Raw genomic sequence first — 19808 nt, forward strand, 5'->3', positions numbered from 1 at the left:
GTGTGCAGCGCGGGCACGGCCCGGCGCATGCAGCCGCTCGGCTTGTCCGCAGGTCGGACATGGACGCCAGAGCTCAGCGTCCGGCGCGGTGCAGGACTCGGCCGGTGCTGACGCCCGTGACGAGGCCTATCTGGACTCGCCAGGATGGGCTGCCGTAGTCACCGAGGCAGCTCGGTTGGCCCAGGTGCTGGTGTCCAACGATCACGCGGCTTTGAGCAAGCTGCATGACGCTGGCCATCGCTGGCCGCTCGGCACCGCGCTGCCGACGTCTGAGACTGAAGTTCAGGGCGTCGATTCATAACCGCAACCAGATGACGAGGGCTGCTGCGGTGGCTGTGCCGAGGTAGACGTAGCCGCGCTTGTCATACCTGGTGGCCACGGCCCTGTCGCAGGTAATCGCGGATGGGTCCGTTGCTGTAGGCCTTGTCCGCCGCGACGCTGTCGGACTTCTTGCGTTAGGTGGTGTCGTAGGGCTGCCATGGCACTGTCTGCCGGCTGGCTTCGTACACGAGAAGGGTCAGCACTTCGATACCAGTTCGGGAGGCACTGAGGTGTCGGGCCGGAGCGAGATGTTCGCGAGTTCCGACAGCGCCAGGCCTTCCCACAGGGCCGAGTGTGGCCGTCGCCCCGCTCCTCCAAGTCGTTCGCCTTCGCTGCGATCGGGGCCGCCCTGCACCTGGACCAGCGACTGGGGGAGGCGGCCGTCCACGAGGGTGCCTCCCGTCGTCGTGAACATGTCCCTCGAAACGGGCACGGCTGCCTAATCCTGAGCTTGTTCCTTATGGTCTGACCTCGCAGCGCCGGGACAGGCTTGACCTCAAGTTAGGTTCAGGTTGGAGGCTTCTTCGTATGCCGCTGGCCGTAGGGCAGCGCAGCACTTCACACGTTGGAGGAAGTCTCATGTCGAGCAGTGCCGTTCCAAACTCGGGCCCCGCTGTGCCCGCCGCACCCTCGGTCCGCCGTTCCGGCCTCACCTGGTGGAAGGTGCTAGTCACCAGCGCGGTCGGCGTGGCCGTAGTCAATCTGACCGTTCTTGCCCTCGCCAAGCTGGCCGGTGCCTCGCTCATCGTCGTCGACGGCAGCGAAGAGCACCCCGTCACGGTCGGGGGCGTCATTGGCGCCTCCGTCGTCCCGCTGGTCGTCGGGACGGGCGCTGCCCTCTTGATGGCCCTGTGGAAGCCGGTCTTCCTGCAGATCGCGCAATACGTGGGCGGTGGGCTGGCACTGTTGTCGGTTGCTGGCCCGCTGTCGTCCGGCGCCGACGGCGGCACCGTCGCAGCCCTGTCCCTCATGCACATCACCCTCGGCGTGGCGGTCGTCACCACCCTGAAGCTCCACCGCCGTCACCATTGAGCTTGTCTTTATTGGTCTGAGCGCGAACGATGCCCCGAACGTGATCACCCGTACGGGGATTCCTGGGACGTGAACACGGCCTTCGCCTGATTTTGTGCTCCGATCAAAGAGGGCACCTGACCAGTGCGAAGGCCGTGGGGGAATGAGTCTGCTGCATCACGATGACCGGCGGGATGCGTTCGCCTTCTACGAATGTCTGGCCAGGCGGCGCGATGGCCTGTTCGACGTCGCGGACGCGTTGTTGTGCGCGGACGGGCCGGTGACCACGCCCGTGGATCTGACGCTGGTGGCTGAGCACCGTCGCGGGAATGGCGCCCTGTATGCGGCCTTGAACGAAGGCCGTATCAACGCAGACCGGCTGCGGCGGACGCTGGCCGCGCTGCCGCAGCCGCGGGCCGCTGATCACCGGCTCGTCTTGGCCGCGGATGTGAGCAACTGGCTGCGGCCGGACGCCGAGTGCAGCCCGGAGCGGTTTGCCTTCCATCACCGCGCCCTGCGGTCAACAGTCTTTGTGGGTGAACCAGTTGTGTTTGCGGGCCACGTCCCGTAGGTGAGAAGCATCGGTGTGCAGCGCCGAGCGTTCGGCCGCTCCGACAGCAGCCCCAACCCACTCCAATGGGTAGTCGAACGGGGCGTCGAGGATGGCGGCAACGGCGTCGGGGACGTGGTTGAGGACGTCGCTGCCTACGGCGACTGGACGATGCCCGAAAGGTCTTACGGTGTAGGGGCCGAGGCCTTCAGCCCATCGAGCAGGCGCATCGAGGGTGCTTGTGACATCCGCTCGCTCAGGGCAAGCAGGGCGGGCCAGGCAGCGCTGCCGTAGCGGGCCATGTCGATCAGCGTCGCGTCGTCCAAGGCGGCAAGCCGGTGGCTGCGGATGTGCTCGTCCCATCAACCGCTAGGCCGCCACTACATGACTACTCTCGACATCGCTGTGATCTTGACGGTCCTTGCGGCTGAGGTCACGACTGTCTGTCTGGCCCTTCGCAAGGCAGGCTTTACCGAAATCATCGCCGCGGCCCGCCGCCAGCGCGCCCGGGAGCGCCTGGACCGCGAGCGCCGCAGGCGCCTGCGCACTGCGTTGAAGCCCATTCCGGATGGGTCCTGTTTTCGTGAAGAGGCCGCCGACGGCAGTACCTTCGAGGGGCCGCCTCCCGAAGGCCACCCCTGACCACTCTGCAGCCAGCTACACTCCAGCCGCCCAGCGAAACCGGCAGGTCACACAGCAAACTCCTGCAGCCCGCCGCTCCTTGTGGGGGTGACGGGCCCTTCGGATTCCGGCATCACTGCTTGGCGGGCGGCTCCTCGGCCTCCTCGTCGTCCGGCTCCTGGTGTTCCTCCACCAACTGCTCGATCTCCCGGGGGACCTCGTACAGCGCCTCCAGGACCAGACCCCACGCCCGGTCCCGCAGCTCCTCCGGTACCTCGTCTTCGATCTTCTCCGCGAGCCTGCCGATCTCGTCCCGGGCGTCATCCTCTGTGCCCGTGGTCGGCGCGGTCATCGCCTCCCACAGGAACCGGCCCACCCCGGCCGCCACCCGGCCTATGCCGCCGAGCACCGAACCCACATCCATCTGCGCTTCCTCCCCTGGTGGTTGGTGTCCTGCCGCAGCGAGGCCCGCCTCAGTGTGCGGGGCGGCCACGGAGCCGTTTCAGGTGGTGGTGGCCCAGGCCCGCAGCAGGGCAGCCGGCACCGCACCTTCACCAGCCCGTGGCCCGTCACGAGCAGCCCGGCCAACAGCGTCCCGCCGACCTTGCGCAGCCACAGCTCGATCCCGTCCGCCATCGCCTCGCCCCTCCCGGGCGACCACCGCTGTGTGCCGGAGTGTGATCCTACGAGCCACGCCGCCCGGCAGCCTGCACACGGCAAAGGGCCCGGCGGCGCAGGTGTGCCCGGCCTGCCGCCGCCGGCCCCGTCATGCCTGGGCAGGCGTCAGCTCTTGGCGTCGTCACCGCAGGCCTCGACGGCTCGCACCTTGGGCTCGCCCACCACCTTGGCCTCGCCCACCACAACTCCCGTCCACGCTCCTCCCAGGGAGTCAGGCCGGCGATTCTCCTGGGTCAGCTTGCCGTCCATCCTGGTCCAGGGCAGTCCGTTGCGGTCCACGAAGTTCAGGCCTCGCAGCTGGAGATACGTGCCGCCGGGCAGGTCGTTGTACAAGTCCGGGCTGGCGTGGTCGGGGCGCAGGGGGCCCGACCCTCCTGACTGATCAGCAGTCTCGCCCTCCTTGTACTGGAGGGATTTGCCGTCGATGACCGATTCCGTGCACGGCGGCAGGTTGGGCAGCAAGACGAAGAACACGACGTCCTTGTCGGTGGGCAGGCGCCCGTCTTCGTACTCTTTGAGTTCCCCGGCCGTGAAGTGGATCCGCACGTGGTCCACGGGGTCCGGGGACCGGTTCATCACGTGGATCTGGGTATCGTCCGCCAGTCTCCCGGTGATCCAGTACGAGACACGCGATGCGTGCGCGCGCAGTCTGTCCTCGTTCTGCTCTTTGGACTGCTCCAACTGGTCCGCCGCCACCAGGGCGCTCCAGATCATGCCGACTCCTGTCGCCACCAGGCCGCCGAGGGCCGCCACAATCGTGACGACCGCGCCCACCGCGAGGAGGTTCAACCGCCCGAACCTCGCGCCGGCATCCGGCTCTTCGGCTCGCTCCCGCGCCCGCACCCGCTCCGGTCCCGGTCGCAGCCTCGCCAGCCGGAGTCTTGTCCGTCTCGCGGTCCCGCTCTGTGACACGCATGCCTCCTCGCACCGTTGCACAAGGGGACGCATCACGCGCGCGAACGGCTCCCACGCTGCCCGGCCTCCGCACACGATCCGCGAGCGTCAGCCTCTTGACGCCCGTCACCGTGCGGCGGAATCGCCGACACCGCGCTCGGCTGGACCGAGCCCGCCCCCGGTGTCGTCTTTGCGCTGACGGAACCGCTGCTGGCGAACAAGAAAACCCTCCGCTGCTGCGCCCGCTGCTCGAGCGCGCCGCCGCCGAGTCACCCCGCGAGCCGTATTTCGTCCCTACCCTCCACATGGGTTGTCGAGCCCTTCGTATGGTTCAACTCCCAGGGGTACCGGGTGAGGCCCCCAGAAACCGCCGCGCGCTGTTCGGAGCACCCGCTTCAGGGTGTGACACCTGGTCTGAGGACGGGAGGCGGTGCAGTGCAGTGGCGGTTGAAGGGCCCGGTGTCGCCTGAGGTGAACCCGGCCGCCGAACGGTCCCGGGGCCTGCGCCGGCCCGGCTGGCGAACGCGCGGGCCTTGCATGGCCGGTGTTGCTGTTCCGGTCGTCGGCAGCGCGGGTCCTTGCCTTCCCCGCAGCCGGGTACCGCGGGGTGTCGGGCTACTGCGAGTTGTATGCCTTGATGCTCACGGCCGGACCGCGCGAGTTGCGCGATACCGCGTCGGCGGCCGCACCGGTCACCTTCACCACGGCCGTGCCGCTGGGCGGGACCCTCGTCAGGCCGCCGATCGGCGTGACGTCGACGGCCTGCTGCGTGTCCCCCTCGGCCGGCTGATCCCACACGACGTAGGCAACCCGCACCCAGACCGGGTAGGGATCCTCGTTGGTGAGGCGGACCTTGGAGAAGCGCTCGAACCGGGAAATCTCGCGGCCCTGGCCGTCCAGTGCCTGCGTCGTCACGTCGTGCTCCCCGGCCTCCATCTGCGCGGGCACCACAAGGTTCACCGTCACATCGACATCCGCCACGTCATGCGCACCGGGACCGGAGAACCGAAGGATGTCGTAGCCCGTCCCGTAGGGGATCACCAGCTTGCCCCGTTCGCTCCCGTACACGGTGCTCACCTTCACCTCAGGCAGCAGTTCATGGTTTTTGTCGAGTGCCGTGAAGGACAGCAGAGGGACCACCGAGCGGACGTGATCGTTCGTGATCTGCAAAATCTGGTTGATCGTTTCGTCCTCGCCGGAGTCCCCGATGTACTCGAAGTGCAACTGCTTCGACAGACCGGGGACGTCCTCCCCGACGCCACGGTCGGGCCGCACACCGGCTGCCTTTCCGCACCCGGACAGGAGCATCCCGCCCACAGCCATCGCCAGGCATGCACCGACCAGTCTTCGCCGTCCCACCCTCACAGCCCCTCCCCAGGGTCATCATTCCGCCGGACCCTACGCGATCCCCCTGCTCGCCCATCCGGCACCCCGTCCCGGACATCTCGTGCTCCCGCCTGCCGCTTGGGCAGCAGGTTTTCCGCTCGAAGCGGTGCGTTCCCGAGCGGTGAGTCCGCAGGATGCGGCCGTGTCCCTCCAGACGGCAGAGTCCCCGTTTCGCGGTGGTGCGAGGCCACGCAGCGGCCTCTTGACCTTTACGGGTCTTTTCGTGTGCGCGGCGGTGAGCGGCCCTACCGTGGTGGCAATCGGGCCCGGCAGGTTGCACGGCTCAACGGACCGGTGAGGTCAAAGGGGTTGGGGATGCGCTTGCGGACCGGTAGCGGCGGCGCGAGCGGCGAGAGCCGCCGGAAGAACGGATCAGCCTGGCCGCACCCAGGGGCAGCACAGCCCTCGGCCGACAGCACCCCGACTACTGCCACCACGGGCGGGACACCGTCGCAGAGCGCAGGCCATGCCGGTTCCTGGCCCGGCCCGCAGCCGGGCCGTCCTGATCAGCGCGCCGATGCCCGCCGCCGCAGCCGCAGCAGCGCAACTGGCTGCCCTGTTGCGCGACCCAGCCGTCTGGGGCCTGCCCGCCAGGAATGTCAACGTGCTCGGCACGGAAGCCTCCGCAGAACAGATCCTGGCCGCCGTACGCCACGTGGCCGAGCAGGCCACCGACACCCTGCTGGGGCACTTCACCGGACACGGACTGAGCAGCCACGGCGGCGCGGTCGGAGCTGCAGGCCACAGCCGCGCACTTGAGCGGACCGGCCACCGCCGGGTCGTGCAGCGCGGAATGTGCCTGCCTTACGGCGGGCTCCGCCGTGGTCACGCCACGGGTACCGGCCAGCCGGATGGCCCTGTCGGCGGGCGCGGCCGACGGCGGATCGGACATCGTGTGCACCCTCGCCGGCGGCACCGAGGCCATGCGGCAGCGCATCACCGAGTGGCAGGCGGTCATCCGTTCAGCGACGGGGCGGGAGGCCGCCGACGGCGGTGTGAGCGTGCTCTTCGACCACGATCGGGGCGTGGCGGTGGAACTGGCCCGCCTGGCGGCGGCGGAGTTCGCCTGCTGCTCGTTCATCACCTTCACGCTCACCATCGCCCCGTCTGGGATGCGCCTGACGGTGACGGCCCCCGATGAGGCCCGCGAGGTGGTCACCGCGGTGTTCGGCACCGCCACCTCCCCCGCCGCGTGATGGACCAGGGTTGCATCCGGTACCCAGGTACAGGTTTACCGTCGATATCAGGCCGCTTCACCCCACGGGGCGGCGATCACGAGAGCGGGGATACGCGATGACGTCATGGGCACCGGAGGCGTGCACGCTGCCCACCACCGAGCGACCGCTGCGGGGGCGGAGTTCGACGCGCAGTTCGCAGACGCACTGCGCGTGGAGCGGCTGGGGGAGGGTCGGGTACGGCTGCTGCTGCAGGGGGCGGTGGAGGAGCGGGCCCGCGAGCTGGCGCACCGGGAGAGTGACTGCTGCTCGTTCTTCACCGTCACCTTCGCCCGCGAGGGCAACGACACACTGGTGATGGAAGTGACCACGCCGGACGAGCACGCGGCAGTGGTCGAAGCGATGGCCGCGCGGGCCGAGGCAGCCGCCCGGGGCACGTCATGAGCGCCGGTGGGCTGGGCAGCGGCCAGGTGGCCGAGGCGGCCGGGGTGAACGTCCAGACCCTGCGCTACTACGAGCGGCGCGGCCTGCTCCCCGAGCCGCAACGCAGCCTGGGCGGTCACCGCCTGTACGGGGGTGAGGCGGTGACCGTGCTGCGAGTGATCAAAGCCGCCCAGCGTCTGGGCTTCACCCTGGATGAAGTCGCCGAGCTGCTGGAGGCCGGCCGCCACCGCCACGGCCGCCCGGTGCCCAGGCTGCAGGAACGCGCGGCCGCCAAGCTCGCAGAGGTCGACGCGAAGATCGCTGACCTGACCACGATCCGCACCGCCCTGGTCGCGGCCGTCGAGGCGGGCGGCGGCCCCGCAGGGCCGGAGCGCGCGGCCCGCGTCAGCGGGCCGCCTTGATCAAGTAAAGCCACGTTCACGACGACCACGGTGGTCCGACGACTGCCGTGGTCGTTTCGCCTCGCCCCGCCGACAACCAGAACGTTCGCGTTCATGCACATGCTCAGCGTCGCTCAACACCGGCGTGCTGCCTGTCTGGTCTTCAGGTCCAGCGCACCCCATGACTCCACCGGGCCCGCCCACCAGTGGAACCGCCCGCATCGCCACCGTCACTGCTCTTGTACTAGGTCAATGTGTTCCGGAGATGACGTCGGCCCGGCGCCTGAGTGGGTCATGACCGCCGCCCGCCGAACTCCCAGACATGGACCTCGATGTCCGCGTACCGGCCAGGGCTCAGAACGGCTCGTGCCGTGTCCGGGTCCGGAGCCCGGACCAGCACCGCCGTACCCAGCCAGGTGGCGCCGTCGTCGGACACCAGCGGCCCGTACGCGATCAGCTCGTCCCGGTCGGGCGGTACGACAACGTCGGCAGGCTGCCCCGACCCGAGGCCGACCACCAGGTACCGATTGCCACCGATCCGGCCACCGGGGAAGTCCCACATGGTGCGCCCCAGCATGTTGCGCCACCGACGCAGCAGCACGTCCCGGTACACGCCGGCCTGGTAGTTGGGCTCCTCGAAGGCGAACGCGCGGGCGGCAGCGGGATCGGGCAGGTCGACGATGTGCACGCTGCCGGTGGGCGTTTCACCGTCGTCGGCGAAGGTCGGACCGCGAGCGACCATCTCCTTCGCGTACCGGTCCATGTAGGACCAGTGGTCCTCCAGCAGCTCGTCGCGTAGCGGGACGGATCCGGGCCGATCACGGTGATAGCAGAAGAAGTCCATGACCACAGACTCTTCCCCAACATAGGACACCATCTCAACCGGAGTTGGCGACGATGACCCTGCGTGGCCGTTGTCTTCTTGGCTGTGGCCCTTTCGCCGGTGCAGCCCTCGGTCTCAGCGATGCGCGAGAAAGAAGAAGCGCGGTATCCCCTCCATGCAAGTCCTGTTTCCCTGGCAACTCCAAGGCGTCAGGAATAGCCTGACGGCATGAACGAAGAACACGACGAGCGTCCGCGCCCGCGGGCGCTTGCACCGCTCGACGAGGCGTACGTCGCCCACGCCGACGCCCTCAGCCGCCTCGCTGCGGACGCTTTGCGTGACGTCCCGCTGGAGCTGCGCTCCCGCGACCGTGAGCACGGCGGCTTTCTGCGCGCTGCCCTGCACCTGCGCCACCTGGCAGATGCCCTGGTGGAGAAAGCCGTCGTCGTCGAGAAGGAACGCGGCGCCAGCTGGAGCGACATCGGCACAGCCGCAGAAATGACCAAGCAGTCCGCACACGAGAAGTGGGGCACCCTGGTCGCGGACTGGACAGTGATCAGCCAACGCCGCCACCCCACCACGCTCGGCGCCGCCCACATCGCCCGCAGCATCGACGCGTGGTACGCCGAGATGCACCCGGACGAAGAGCACGCCGTCACCGCGGGGCTCACCTCGACCAAGCCCATGAGCAAAGTCGCCGAGGCCCGGTCCGCCGCCGCCCACCGAGTCGCTGCCCGGCTGCTGTACGCCCGGCTGGAAGAGTTGAAGAAGGAGAACACCGAGGCGTTCAACGCCGCATTCGCAGCCACTGGAACCGATGGCCATGCCGCCGCCCGCCGGCGCTGGGCGAACACACACACGGCCCAGGCCGAGGTCTATGACCAACTGGCCGTCGCTGAGCCCACGATCGCCGACAAGCACCGTGCAGGCGCCGAGAAGCAGCGGGAGCTGGCTACCTCTGTCCCCACCCCTGGACCGAGCAGGTCCACCGGCAAGGAGACCGGCCAGTGAAATGCCTGTTTCGGATCCCCGGATTTTGAGGGGTTCGCCAGCCGGCTCGCCGTCTGGGTCAAGTAACACCTCCGCCTCACGATCAAGGACGTCAGCCGCCCCAAGGACGCGTGAGCAGCGTTGACCGCCCGCTGGCCCGCGGAAAGCTTCTCCCAACGGCCGCGATAGGGGACGTGCACCGTGCCGCCAGCCCCCTGGTATCCCTTATCGGCCCAACAGCGCGCGCCAGCATCTGCCAGGGCGTCGATTATGCCGTGGGTGCGGGCGGCCTTGATGTCGTGGACCGCACCGGGCAGCGCGGGTGAGGCCCACAGCAGCCGACCGAATGGGTCTGCGATGACCTGCACGTTCATCCCATGCTTCTTATGTTTCCCGGAGTAGAAGCGCCGGTCGGCGGCATTCCGGTCGATCGGCAGCAGGGTCCCGTCCAGGATCACGAACGCCTTGGGGATGGCTGCACGGACCGCCGAAGCTAGGCCCGGGGCGAGGGCGGCCAAAACCTCTACCGCCTCGGCGACGTAGCGGTAAACGGTAGCGATGCCAACACTGAAGCCGGCCGCGAGCTGGGCGTATGTGTGCCCATAGCGCAGATGGGCCAGCACCAGCAGGGCCTGCCGGCCACAGGTCAGGCGCCGCCAGCGCGTGCCCCACTCCCGCCGCCGGGCCTTCAACAGGCCGGACAGGTACTGCAGGGACGCGCTGGACAGATCGATCCCCGATGGGTAGACAAGCACGTGGAGCTCCGGGCGGACAGGTTGATCTTGGTCGACAATCCATCCACCAGGAGCTTCACCCGCTTGTCAGGCCGACTGGCATGACTACATGGCAGGTGGAAGTGGCGTCGGGGCAGCAGCCACCCTCACAACGACCCTGGCCCTCGATACGGGGAGTAGTTTCATGTCTTCTGCAGACGACGTCACCTCATCGTGGACCAGGATCGTCAGCTGGCTGGGGAACAACGCCCCGGCCAGCGCACAGGCTCTCAACCCCCCGGCAACAGATGCCGACATGCGACACCTGAACGACACCCTGGGCTTCCGCGTACCCCAGGTCCTGGCTACGCCTGAACAACGGCAGTACCGCGAAGGACTCCAGAACCCCCATCCCAGGCGGGTTTCAGCTCGTCCCCCACAGTGACTCCAGCATTTTCCCTGGTGGTGCGGTGTTCCTCGATTGCCAGGGCATCATCGACCAGCACCAGACTTGCCTCCGCATCGCCGATGACATCGGCGATGCGGACTGGTGGAAGCCGTCCTGGATACCCGTCCTGGCAGAGGCTGACGCGCACTACGGGCTGATCCTCGACGCCGGGCAGGGCGAGGGAACAGCCCCCCTGCTGGCCTACCGCGAGACCGACTACGCCAAGCACTTCGCCTCATAGCTAGGAGAACTGCTGACTGCCGTAGCCGATGTGCTGGAGCACGGCCAGGAAAACACGGCGCTGACGCGCGGGTACCGGGCATCCATCCACGACGCTCGGCTGGTCTGGCACTGACCCCCAATGCCCGCAGGGGCCCGGCGATGCGCCCCTCAAAGTCTGCCGGCTCCTCGGCAAGACCTCGTCCAGCAGTGCTCAGGCTCAGGATGGAAGAGGCTCAATGAGGTGGATCGGTCCTGGTGGCCGTGTCCGTTCAGCGGGTTGGGTGTTGTCCGGGTCACGGGGGGCTTCGCCGTGGATCGTGCCGGATGACATGTGGGGGCGGATCGAGCCGCTGCTGCCGAAGAAGGAGCGGAGGTTCAGGTACCCGGGCCGCAAGCCTGTCCCGCGGTACGTGTAGCTGATGTTCTTGGCCGCGTCCGCTGGGTCGTGCTCCGTCATGGTGGCGCGGTTGCCGAGCCAGTCCAAGGTGAACGACTGGTGGTAGGCGGTTGCACTGGTGGCGACCGTGCCTGCTTGCGGCGCGGTTGCGGCAAGGCTGGACGTCGAGGAGGCATCGGGGCTCGTGGTGGCCTGCTCGTTGGGGGCGTCCGCCACTGGGCCGGACGATGGGGCCGCGTCGGTGTTGTATCCCCAGGTCGCGTCATTTGCTGACTTGCATCTGGCGCCGGTGTGGGTCAGCCAGGCCGAGGTCGACGCGGGCGAGCGTGACGGTCTGACATTCTCAAGCAGAACGCAGAAGGAGCATCTGTGGACATTGTTCTGGACCCGCCCCGCGGCGCCGGCCCCGTACGGCTGGGAATGTCCCTCGACGAAGCGGTCGCAGCGGTGTCCCCGTGGGGGCCCCACGAGGTCGAGCAGGACGACGACGAGAAGACGATCTACACCTCCTGCGGCAACGTGCGCGTCAACATCCTGCTGGAGGAGTCGGGCAAGGCAGTCACCGCAGTCGAGCTGTGGTGGCCGGGTGAGGGCCGGGAGACGGACGTGCGGGTCCTGCTCGACGACGACGTCTTCGCCACCCCCGCCGAGGACCTGTTCCAGCGGGCGGCCGAGCGCGGCTGGAGCGTCGACACGTCCGAGGCCGAGTACCCCTTCGTTCCCTGTGTCTCCCTCGGCTTCACCCGGCAGACCACCCAAGAGGTGCCCCGCACCGCACAAGGGCTTCCGGTCCACGTCACCTCGGCCCTGGTCGCCGGCGAGCACTACTACGACTTCCGCCTGGTTGATCATTAACCTGAACATGTGTGTCCTGCGGGAGACGGACCAGCTCGTCACGGAAATCGGCGAGGCCACCGGCATGGGCGCGCAGCGCGTCGCCGGCGCGGCGATCGCCCGGTACGCCGCTCACGTGCGGCGCCACCGGGAAACTGCCCAAGACTTCCGAGAAGGCCGACCAGGAGCAGGGCGAAGCCTCCTGAACCGTCCCGTCAAAAGCCGTCCCGCGGCGTTGTACAACGGGGCCGCTCGTACGGGGGCGTGCACCGCTACCAGCAACCGGCGTACCTCCCGGGCGCGGGTGCCCGGACGGTCTTCGGTGCGGGTGACACGGGCGTGGCCGCCCGGCGGTGGGTCGTGTGCGGTCTAGCGTGCGGTCATGGGTGTAATCGGCACGGACAGTACGGGGGACACGGGTGAGCCCGTGTACGCGGAGAGCCCGGCGCGGCTGGTCGCTCTGTCCGACGGTATCTACGCAATCGCCATGACACTACTGGTGCTTGATGTCTCCATCCCCGAGGGCCTGGACGCGGCGGGCTTCCGGCACGAGATGAGCCAGGTCTGGCCCAAGCTCGGTGCGTACGCGCTCAGCTTCGCCGTCCTCGCCGCCTTCTGGCGCGACCAGCGCCAGATCCTTCACCGGGTGCGGCGTGCCGACATCCTCACCGTGCGCCTGACCCTGGCCGGCCTGGGCGCTGCCGCGCTGCTGCCGTTCCCCACCGCATTGCTCTCCGAGTACGGCAGCGAGCAGCCACTGGCCGTGTCCATCTACGCAGCCACCATCGCTCTGATCACCCTGCTGCACCTCGCGCTGTTCACCAGCATCTGGCGGCGGGAACCCCTGCAGGCCCGGCCCATTCCCGACCGTGTCGGCTGGACCACCGTTACGGAACAGGGCGCGGTCGCCCTGTTCTGCGCGGCATCCGTAGTGATCGCGTTCGTCGTCTCCCCTCAGGCAGCACTGTGGACCTGGCTCCTGTCGCTCCCCCTCAAACATGCGATCCGCTGGCGCAGCCGAACGACCCGCCACGCATAGCCCGACTCGAACAAGAGCGGCTCAGCACCACTCGAACGTCGATGGCGCACGCTCAGAGTTCGAGGCACAGGACACTGGAGTTCGTGTACCGGGCGTTCGACTCGCTCGAAGACTTCGTCACCCGGGACCGATCCCGGCTCTGCCCCTTGGGGCCGCCGTGCGGGTGGCCCTGACCGTGTATCTGAAGCTGTGACCACGGCCGCGCGGCCGGACGGCTCTCTGGTGTTGAAGAGGGCTGAAGCGCAAGACCCATCAGCTGTCCGCCCCGGCGCACCAGACGTCGGAATCTGCCAGATAACCCCCGGGCTCCGCATGATCCGTGGGCTCGCCTCGGCCACGGGGCGAGCCCACGGCCCGTTCAGTGCCGCATCCGCTTCCTGGCTTCCGGAGTGCGCATCACCGGTCGCGCGTGGTGGGAGTCTCGCGTGCGGTCTCCGGTGGAGTCGGCTGTGAAGGCTGTCCTGCGGGGCGGTGGTGCCAGGCGGCGTAGAGGCCGGCCAGTGCCTCTCCGTCGTCCTCGTCCTGCCCATCGACCTCTTCTCACCTCCGCCGCAAAACGAGAACAGCGAAGGAGACGACGACTTCTTCATGCCCATGCTGGGGTAGACGATCAAAGGCCCGCCCCCGGTCCGGACATCGGGCCCTGCGGCCGGCCCAGCCGACTTCGTCAGTGCAACCGGGTGACAGCCACCTGCCGGTACGACAGAACCCCACAGTCGATCAGGCTGCCCCCGGGACCCACACACGGTCCCGGTCCACAGCGGCCTTCCCCCGCACATGGCCCTGCCCGAGCAGGCCGTCGACGCCGACGGCAGCCCACAGGACCGCATGCGACTCACTTACCGCCGGCGCCGCTGTGCGACTCGATGCAGTCGGCATGGCGGCGTCCCGGTCGCAGGCGGGCCGCTGCAGGAAGACGCCGGCGTGCGCAGCGGCCTCGGCGGCGCTGCCGCAGGGTGCGGGGCCCTTCCCGGTCACACCGGTCCCGGCGCGGGCTTCCCACACATAGCCGGCCGGGAAGTTCGATGATCCGGGCGCGGCCTCCGGCCAGTTCCAGCCCCACGAGGCGGGGCTCGCCCTTCTTGGGCACGGCCTCGGGCCACCTAAGGCGGGCGGACCGGCGGGTCACGCCCCAGGCATCGCACTGATGACCAGCCAGTTGTCGTCGAATGAGTTGCCATGAACTTCGGAGAACTGGTAGAGCGGGGGCGGAGTTCGACACTGCTCAGGTGATTGCTCGAAAGCACCACTGCAGGATGTCACACCGAAACCAATAGTCCCAGGTCAGGGCCCTGCTCTGAGTCTTGGTGGTGGGGCGAGGACGAGGGTCCGGAGGAGCCCGAAAGAAGCGCGTACGTATTACCGGCGTTTGATGAGCTTGATCCGTGTGACCTGGCCTTCGACGGCGTCGGAGCTCCAGGGAAGTGTGAGGCCGTTGACGACGGCGGCCCGCCGGACCCCGGAGTGTGAGGCCGCCGGTGCGCCATCGTCGAGCGGAGTGAGATGGCGGCAGCGGCCGCCGCTGGAAGGCGCTTGAGGATCAGGACGGAAGGGTCCCGCCGTCGATCTCGCGCCAGAAGGCGTCGACTCGTGCGTTGAACACGTCCGGGGACTCCTGGAACGGCTGGTGGCCCTCCCCCACCATGACCTCGAAGCGGGCGTCCGGGATGGCGTCGGCCACGACCCGCCCGAGCCGCGGCGGCGTGACCATGTCCTGGTCGCCGGCCAGGACGAGGGTCGGTGCGGTGATGCTGGGCAGCCGGTCGAGCGTGTCGTGCCGTGTGAACGGCTCCAGTTGACGCTGGAAGGCCTCGGCGGACTGCGGGTACGGGAAGGCGAGCGTTTCGTCGATGATCCGCTGCACCATGCCCTCGGCGTGGGCACGAGGCGTGTAGATCCACAGGAAGAACGCCTCCAGCATGGCGCGCTCATCGGGCGCCTCCGTCACCAGCCAGTGCCAGAAGCGGGTCATGGTGGTGAAGTAGGCGTCCGCTCGTGCCCAGGTACTCATGAGGACGAGGCTGCTGACGGCCTCCGGGTGACGGAGCACCAGCTCTTGGGCGATCGCGCTGCCGCCCGAGAATCCGGCGACATGCGCCTTGTCGACCCGGAGCACCCGGAGAATTTCCGCGGCGTCGTCGGCCATCATGGCCACGGACATGGGCCCGTCTGGCAACGGCGTCCGTGCCGACCCTCGGTTGTCGAAGGTGATGACCCGGTACCGGTCCGACAGCCCGTCGAGCTGCGCCTGCCACGCCTCGGCGGGGTCGCTCAGCCCCGCGATCAGCAAGACATCGGGCCCTTGGCCCCTGCTCTCGGTCCAGATCGTCGTTCCGTTGGCTTCGACGTACTCGCCCATGGAATACACCTCCCTCCCCATCGTCTCCTCTGCCGTTCCGCAAATACCGCCGCGCCGCACCCACTCCTGAACGCCTCCTCCGGCCGGCCCCGAACACCCACCGCGCTGGAGCCTTAAGCAGATCGTCGGATGCATTGGGCAGGGTGCTGTCGCTTCTCGTGAACATCGAACACCCAGGAGTTCGGGTGCCAACTTCTGTTTGCGCCGTGAGGCGCTGTTGGTTCGAGTGGAGGTGGAAGACCGTGCGCCAACCCGCTGTCGCAGCAGCCGGGTTGAAGCTGAGGGGAGCCTGATCCGGGTGATGCCGGGGAGGGTGAGAGCGGCCCTGACAAAGCCGGGGCGTAACCAGTACTGCCAGATGGGGGCGGGTCCGGCAAGCGTGATGGAGAAGAGTACGCGAGGAACCGGCGTTTTACGTCTCTCGAAGAGACACCGGCCCGAGTCACGGCGTCCCCGTGCCCTCGACGGTGATCCGGCCGGTGGGGTCTGCGATCTGTACGCCGTGGCGGTGCATCGGGTGGGCGATGTGGCCGTGCCGGTCGATGCGGGGAACAGCGGGCCGGCGGGTTGGCGGCCGTGGTCGACCAGGCACTGGCGCCAGGCCCGGACCGCGGGACCGGGCACGTCGCCGGGTTGGATCCGCACGGGGCCCCGAGCGGGCACTTGCACAGGTCGCGGTCGACCAGGCCGGCGTGGACGACGGTGCCGAGTGCGGCCCCGACGTACAGCAGGGCGGTACGTACCACCAGCTCGAGCCACACCACTCCCGCGACCCGGACGCGGTCGACCCTGACGGCGAGGACACCGGATGCTGACCGGGCCACGGTGGCAGGCGTCCCCGAGGTCGCCACGGGGGCCTTCCACCGGTGGCGCCGCGCCGCCCTGTGATGCCTTGGCCGGACCGACGACAGTCCGTCAACCACCCTTGTCTATTTGACAAGGACCATTGACATTGAGACAAGGTACCTTTACGTTTTCTGCATGGAGCAATCGCCGGAGAACCGCGAGAGCCGAAGCGACATGGTCCGCGCCCGCGCGTGGTTCCTCGACTGGTTGCCGGCGGTCATCGTCCTTGTGTTGCTCAGCCTGATCTCAGAGCTCGAGCTCTTCGGTTCGGCGGGCTCATGGAAACTGTTCTGGTCGCTGCTGTACCTCGCCCCGGGACTGTGGATCGTCCGGGCCGTGATCAGGGGCCTGCGCCGCGCCGACGAGTACCAGCGTCGTTGCCAGCTCGAGGCCCTGGCGATCGGGTTCGGCGTGCTGATCATGGCGATCTACACCGTCGGGCTTCTCCAGGCGGCCGGGGTGGGCGACCTGCGCCGGCTGATCCAGATCAGCTTCATCGGAAGCATCCTGACCTGGATCGCAGCCCTGCTGTTCAAGACCCCGCGAACCCGGTGAAGAACCGGCTCAGGGAACTGCGGGCGGTGCGCCGTTGGAGTCAGGCCGACCTCGCTGACCGCCTCGACGTGTCCCGGCAGACGGTCTACGCCATCGAAACGGGCCGCTACGACCCGAGCCTGCCACTCGCGTTCAAGATCGCCGCCGTGTTCGGCGAACCGATCGAAAGTCTTTTCCTCCCGGACGAGGACACGGACTGCACACCGTGACCGCCGGTTGCGGCAGTGGCTGCGCGCGGGGCCCCGGCGGCGCCGACGACGGCATTCCCGCTCGGCGGGTGTCGACGCGTTCGGCGTGCCCTTGGACGTGACCGACGACGCGAGCGTGACCGCCACGGCGCAGCTGATCGAGCAGCGGGCGGGACGCCTTGACGTCCTGGTCAACAACGCCGGTGTCGCAGGTGGTTGGCCGGAAGAGCCCACGACCCTCGACCTGGAGACCGTGCGGCGGCTGGTGGAGACCAACGTCATCGGCGTCATCCGGGTCACCAACGCGATGCTGCCGCTGCTGCGCCGCTCGGCACACCCGCGGATCGTCAGCCAGTTCAGCCATGTCCGCTCTCTGGCCCTGCAGACCACGCCCGGTGTCGACCTCGGCGGGAGCTGGCCGACATGGAGGGTTGCCCACGGACGCCGAGCTCAGCACCGTTGTCGCAGGCCCTGAAACAACCCAGACCGCCTCCCGCACGGCACCCCCTCATTCGTCACCGGTACATTCCCGGTCCGCCCGAGCGGCTCTGGAACGACCTCAAGGACCTGGACGAGTTGCTGCAGCGTCCGCCTCACTCGGCCGACCAAGCCCTCGCACTCGTACGCTCCCTGCAGAAAGCCGGCCGCGACCAAGCCATCGCACTCGTACGCTCCCTGCAGAAAGCCGGCCGCGACCAAGCCATCGAGCCGATGCTCACCCGCTACGGCTCCGCCCACACTCCCGCCGACACCCCCTCCCTCGTACGTCTCTTACGTCAAACAGCGTCCGCGTGGGCCAAAGTGCTGGTGCAGTCTTGGGCCGGGAGGCCGGCCGAGACCAACATGGACCGCACATGAGATCGGCGATCTGGTCGGCGCGCTCCACGGCCCCGCTCACACGGAGTACCGCTACACGCTCCTCAGCTTCTTCCGAGGACGGAACCCGAGCATCGAGGAGTACGCGGACTTGGCAGAGGCGCTGCACCCGTACGGACTCCGGCTCGACACGTGGCATCCCGAACCTGCCTCGCGGAAGTTCGTGATCACAGAACTACGTCTCCGCGGAAAGCGTGAGATCGCCCAAGGTTGAGAGACCTGAGCAGGGAACTCACCCTGGGAGAGGGCTGCAGGGAGGCCTAAGGTGTGGGAGGTGGGCCACCGGGCCACAGGGAGGCGTCCACCACCTGCCGGACCTGCCCTCCCCGGCCTCAAGCGGCTGGTGGGCTCAGCGGTCAGCACCTTCGTGGAGCGGTTCCGCGCGGCCACTGTGGGGCGCCCGGGCAAGGGACCTCGACGGCCGCCCGGGGGCGGGGCCGGGCCGGGCAGCCAGCCGTCGTCGTCGCCAGGAAGCAACCGCAATTGCGTGACCACGACTGTCATGCTCTCGTCTTGCAGGCGACCGTCCCTTACCGCTCACCTGGACAGGATCCCTTCGCATGAAGTCACCGAACAACATCGGGCGCCGCAGGCTGCTCGGCTCGGCTCTCGCTATGGCCGTCACCGGGACGGTGGCTTCCTGCAAGCCGGGCACAACGCCAAGGCGGGGCAACCCCGCGGTCCGGGAACCGGTGACACACCTGCGAACGTCCTGGTCCGTCGACCCCTTCGCCCGCTGCTCCTACTCCTACCTCGCGCCCAGCAGCCTGGGCGCGCGGGCACGCACCATGCTGGCCTCGCCGGTGGGAGAGCGCTTGTACTTCGCCGGGGAGGCGACGTCCTCCGAGGCGCCCTCCACAGCCCACGGCGCCCTGGAGAGCGGACGGCGCGCGGCCAGGCAAGTCATCGCCGCGGCCGAGGAGGGTGAGCACATCGTGATCATCGGGGCCGGGTTCGCCGGACTCGGCTGCGCTCGCGCGCTGTTCGACGAGGACTACCAGGTGACGGTTCTCGAAGGGCGCGACCGGCTCGGCGGGCGGATCTGGACCCAGCACATCGCCGGAGTCCCGGCGGAGATGGGGGCCTCCTGGATCCACGGCTCCTCGGGCAACGTCATGACCCGCGTCCTGAAGGAAACAGGCGACCCGAGCTACACCTTCGATCACGACAACGTCACCGGTGAGGACGAACAGGCGATGCGCGAGCTCGCCCGTTACGAGGAGAAGCTGGAGAACGTGGAGGACCCGGACGAAGCCACCGTCGCCTCGGTCATGCCCCGCAACCCCTCCGCCGCGCTGCGCACCGCCCTGACCATCAACTATCCCCTGGAATACGCCGCCGAGCCCCGTCAGCTCTCGGTGACAGCCACCCTCGAAGGCCGCGACCCCAAAGGCCCGGACCTCCTGCTGCCGCGGGGCTACGACCGGCTCCTCGAGCACGTCCGCGGCGACGTCCCCGTGCGCACGCGGCAGGTCGTCACCGGCATCGAGTACGGCACCGACGGCGTGAGCGTGTCCCTACGGGACGGCAACACCGTGCGGGCCGACCGCGCAGTGGTCACCGTCCCGATCGGAGTGCTCAAAGCCGCGAGCATCGACTTCGAGCCGGCCCTGCCCGCCCTCAAGCAGAAGGCCGTCGAAAGCCTCGGAGCCGGCCTCCTCGACAAACTGTGGCTCGAATTCCCCAAGCCCTTCTGGGACAAGGACGCCGACGTCATCGAATGGTCCGACCCGGAAAACCCCGGCCTGTGGCCCTGGTGGGTCAACGGATACAAGACCTTCGGCAAGCCCGTCCTCCTCGGCCTCAACGGCGGCGACCACGCCCACCGGCTCGCCCGGGCGTCCGACGACGAGGTCGTCGACAGCGCGATGAGAGCCCTGCAGCACATGCACTCCTGACCTGCGCCACTCAGACCCCGCCCGACTCTGGCAGGCAGGGAGCTTCTTCGGCCGGCAGTTGCCGATACGCCCGAAGCGGTGCCGACCCCGGCCGACCGCGGGCCAGGCCGGCCATGGCGGCCTGGCGGCCGGGCAACCCCGCCACCGGCCGCCGTCGACC

At 68.6% G+C, this 19808-nt stretch carries 19 protein-coding genes and 3 pseudogenes; 15 read left to right on the forward strand and 7 right to left on the reverse strand.

Translation table 11 applies throughout. From position 1 onward, the window contains the following. Positions 1-900: 900 nt before the first annotated feature. The 3 genes and pseudogenes from ABZ208_RS36755 to ABZ208_RS36765 all read left to right on the forward strand — a co-directional run bounded on the left by ABZ208_RS36755 (position 901) and on the right by ABZ208_RS36765 (position 2524). The gene (locus ABZ208_RS36755; protein ID WP_356913803.1) at positions 901-1353 is read left to right on the forward strand and encodes a DUF6069 family protein; all 453 of its coding nucleotides are present in this window, start codon (positions 901-903) and stop codon (positions 1351-1353) included. Positions 1354-1495: 142 nt separating this feature from the next. Continuing rightward, positions 1496-1825: pseudogene (locus ABZ208_RS36760) on the forward strand (transposase); the annotation flags it as partial. A 357-nt stretch (positions 1826-2182) separates the two neighbouring features. Continuing rightward, on the forward strand, positions 2183-2524 hold the full coding sequence (locus ABZ208_RS36765; protein WP_356913804.1) for a hypothetical protein: 342 nt from the start codon (positions 2183-2185) through the stop codon (positions 2522-2524). Between the two features lie 112 nt (positions 2525-2636). Here ABZ208_RS36765 and ABZ208_RS36770 read toward each other — a convergent pair whose 3' ends face one another. The 3 genes from ABZ208_RS36770 to ABZ208_RS36780 form a co-directional block, all read right to left on the reverse strand. Continuing rightward, positions 2637-2927: a hypothetical protein gene (locus tag ABZ208_RS36770; protein WP_356913805.1), complete on the reverse strand. Its 291-nt coding sequence runs from the start codon at positions 2925-2927 to the stop codon at positions 2637-2639. Positions 2928-3286: 359 nt separating this feature from the next. Continuing rightward, positions 3287-3970, reverse strand: a complete 684-nt coding sequence (locus ABZ208_RS36775; RefSeq protein WP_356913806.1) for a hypothetical protein — start codon at positions 3968-3970, stop codon at positions 3287-3289. Between the two features lie 720 nt (positions 3971-4690). Beyond that, a complete protein-coding gene (locus tag ABZ208_RS36780) occupies positions 4691-5434 on the reverse strand; it encodes a hypothetical protein (protein ID WP_356913807.1) in 744 nt (247 codons plus the stop codon). Between the two features lie 878 nt (positions 5435-6312). On the opposite strand from ABZ208_RS36780, the gene ABZ208_RS36785 reads away from it, so the two are divergent. The 3 genes from ABZ208_RS36785 to ABZ208_RS36795 all read left to right on the forward strand — a co-directional run bounded on the left by ABZ208_RS36785 (position 6313) and on the right by ABZ208_RS36795 (position 7481). Continuing rightward, on the forward strand, positions 6313-6657 hold the full coding sequence (locus ABZ208_RS36785) for a hypothetical protein (protein WP_356913809.1): 345 nt from the start codon (positions 6313-6315) through the stop codon (positions 6655-6657). Positions 6658-6762: 105 nt separating this feature from the next. Further along, the gene (locus tag ABZ208_RS36790) at positions 6763-7080 is read left to right on the forward strand and encodes a hypothetical protein (protein WP_356913810.1); all 318 of its coding nucleotides are present in this window, start codon (positions 6763-6765) and stop codon (positions 7078-7080) included. Continuing rightward, positions 7077-7481 (forward strand): MerR family transcriptional regulator, encoded by a 405-nt coding sequence (locus ABZ208_RS36795; protein ID WP_356913811.1) that lies wholly within the window; start codon positions 7077-7079, stop codon positions 7479-7481. The genes ABZ208_RS36790 and ABZ208_RS36795 overlap by 4 nt, the downstream gene beginning before the upstream one ends. A 271-nt stretch (positions 7482-7752) precedes the next feature. Here the strand turns inward: ABZ208_RS36795 and ABZ208_RS36800 are convergent, their stop codons facing one another. Then, complete coding sequence (locus ABZ208_RS36800; RefSeq protein ID WP_356913812.1) at positions 7753-8304, reverse strand: YciI family protein; 552 nt, start codon at positions 8302-8304, stop codon at positions 7753-7755. A gap of 207 nt (positions 8305-8511) precedes the next feature. Here ABZ208_RS36800 and ABZ208_RS36805 point away from each other — a divergent pair, with 207 nt between their 5' ends. Further along, positions 8512-9294, forward strand: coding sequence for a hypothetical protein (locus ABZ208_RS36805; RefSeq protein ID WP_356913813.1), 783 nt, complete (start codon positions 8512-8514; stop codon positions 9292-9294). A 101-nt stretch (positions 9295-9395) separates the two neighbouring features. On the opposite strand, the pseudogene ABZ208_RS36810 reads toward ABZ208_RS36805, so the two are convergent. Continuing rightward, a pseudogene (locus ABZ208_RS36810) lies at positions 9396-10028 on the reverse strand (transposase family protein); the annotation flags it as partial. 428 nt (positions 10029-10456) lie between these two features. On the opposite strand from ABZ208_RS36810, the gene ABZ208_RS36815 reads away from it, so the two are divergent. After that, positions 10457-10675: a hypothetical protein gene (locus tag ABZ208_RS36815; protein WP_356913814.1), complete on the forward strand. Its 219-nt coding sequence runs from the start codon at positions 10457-10459 to the stop codon at positions 10673-10675. A gap of 198 nt (positions 10676-10873) precedes the next feature. Here the strand turns inward: ABZ208_RS36815 and ABZ208_RS36820 are convergent, their stop codons facing one another. Continuing rightward, positions 10874-11269 (reverse strand): hypothetical protein, encoded by a 396-nt coding sequence (locus ABZ208_RS36820; protein WP_356913828.1) that lies wholly within the window; start codon positions 11267-11269, stop codon positions 10874-10876. Between the two features lie 153 nt (positions 11270-11422). Between ABZ208_RS36820 and ABZ208_RS36825 the strand changes: the two genes are divergently transcribed. Continuing rightward, positions 11423-11908, forward strand: coding sequence for a hypothetical protein (locus ABZ208_RS36825; protein ID WP_356913815.1), 486 nt, complete (start codon positions 11423-11425; stop codon positions 11906-11908). Between the two features lie 361 nt (positions 11909-12269). Beyond that, positions 12270-12926 (forward strand): TMEM175 family protein, encoded by a 657-nt coding sequence (locus ABZ208_RS36830; RefSeq protein ID WP_356913816.1) that lies wholly within the window; start codon positions 12270-12272, stop codon positions 12924-12926. A 1540-nt stretch (positions 12927-14466) separates the two neighbouring features. Here ABZ208_RS36830 and ABZ208_RS36835 read toward each other — a convergent pair. After that, complete coding sequence (locus ABZ208_RS36835; RefSeq protein WP_356913817.1) at positions 14467-15285, reverse strand: alpha/beta fold hydrolase; 819 nt, start codon at positions 15283-15285, stop codon at positions 14467-14469. A 692-nt stretch (positions 15286-15977) separates the two neighbouring features. Here ABZ208_RS36835 and ABZ208_RS36840 point away from each other — a divergent pair. From ABZ208_RS36840 to ABZ208_RS36860, 5 genes and pseudogenes are all read left to right on the forward strand, one after another. After that, positions 15978-16100, forward strand: coding sequence for a hypothetical protein (locus ABZ208_RS36840; protein WP_356913829.1), 123 nt, complete (start codon positions 15978-15980; stop codon positions 16098-16100). A gap of 166 nt (positions 16101-16266) precedes the next feature. Further along, positions 16267-16686 carry a hypothetical protein gene (locus ABZ208_RS36845; protein WP_356913818.1) on the forward strand — a complete coding sequence of 140 codons (420 nt, stop codon included), beginning with the start codon at positions 16267-16269 and terminating at the stop codon, positions 16684-16686. Next, on the forward strand, positions 16683-16895 hold the full coding sequence (locus ABZ208_RS36850; RefSeq protein ID WP_356913819.1) for a helix-turn-helix transcriptional regulator: 213 nt from the start codon (positions 16683-16685) through the stop codon (positions 16893-16895). Before ABZ208_RS36845 ends, ABZ208_RS36850 begins: the two co-directional genes overlap by 4 nt. 58 nt (positions 16896-16953) lie before the next feature. Further along, positions 16954-17283 (forward strand): annotated as a pseudogene (locus tag ABZ208_RS36855) (SDR family NAD(P)-dependent oxidoreductase); the annotation flags it as partial. A 1027-nt stretch (positions 17284-18310) separates the two neighbouring features. After that, positions 18311-19648: an FAD-dependent oxidoreductase gene (locus tag ABZ208_RS36860; RefSeq protein ID WP_356913820.1), complete on the forward strand. Its 1338-nt coding sequence runs from the start codon at positions 18311-18313 to the stop codon at positions 19646-19648. The last annotated feature ends 160 nt before the right edge of the window (positions 19649-19808 follow it).

Source organism: Streptomyces sp. NPDC006208 (assembly GCF_040613775.1).
GTDB lineage: Bacteria > Actinomycetota > Actinomycetes > Streptomycetales > Streptomycetaceae > Streptomyces.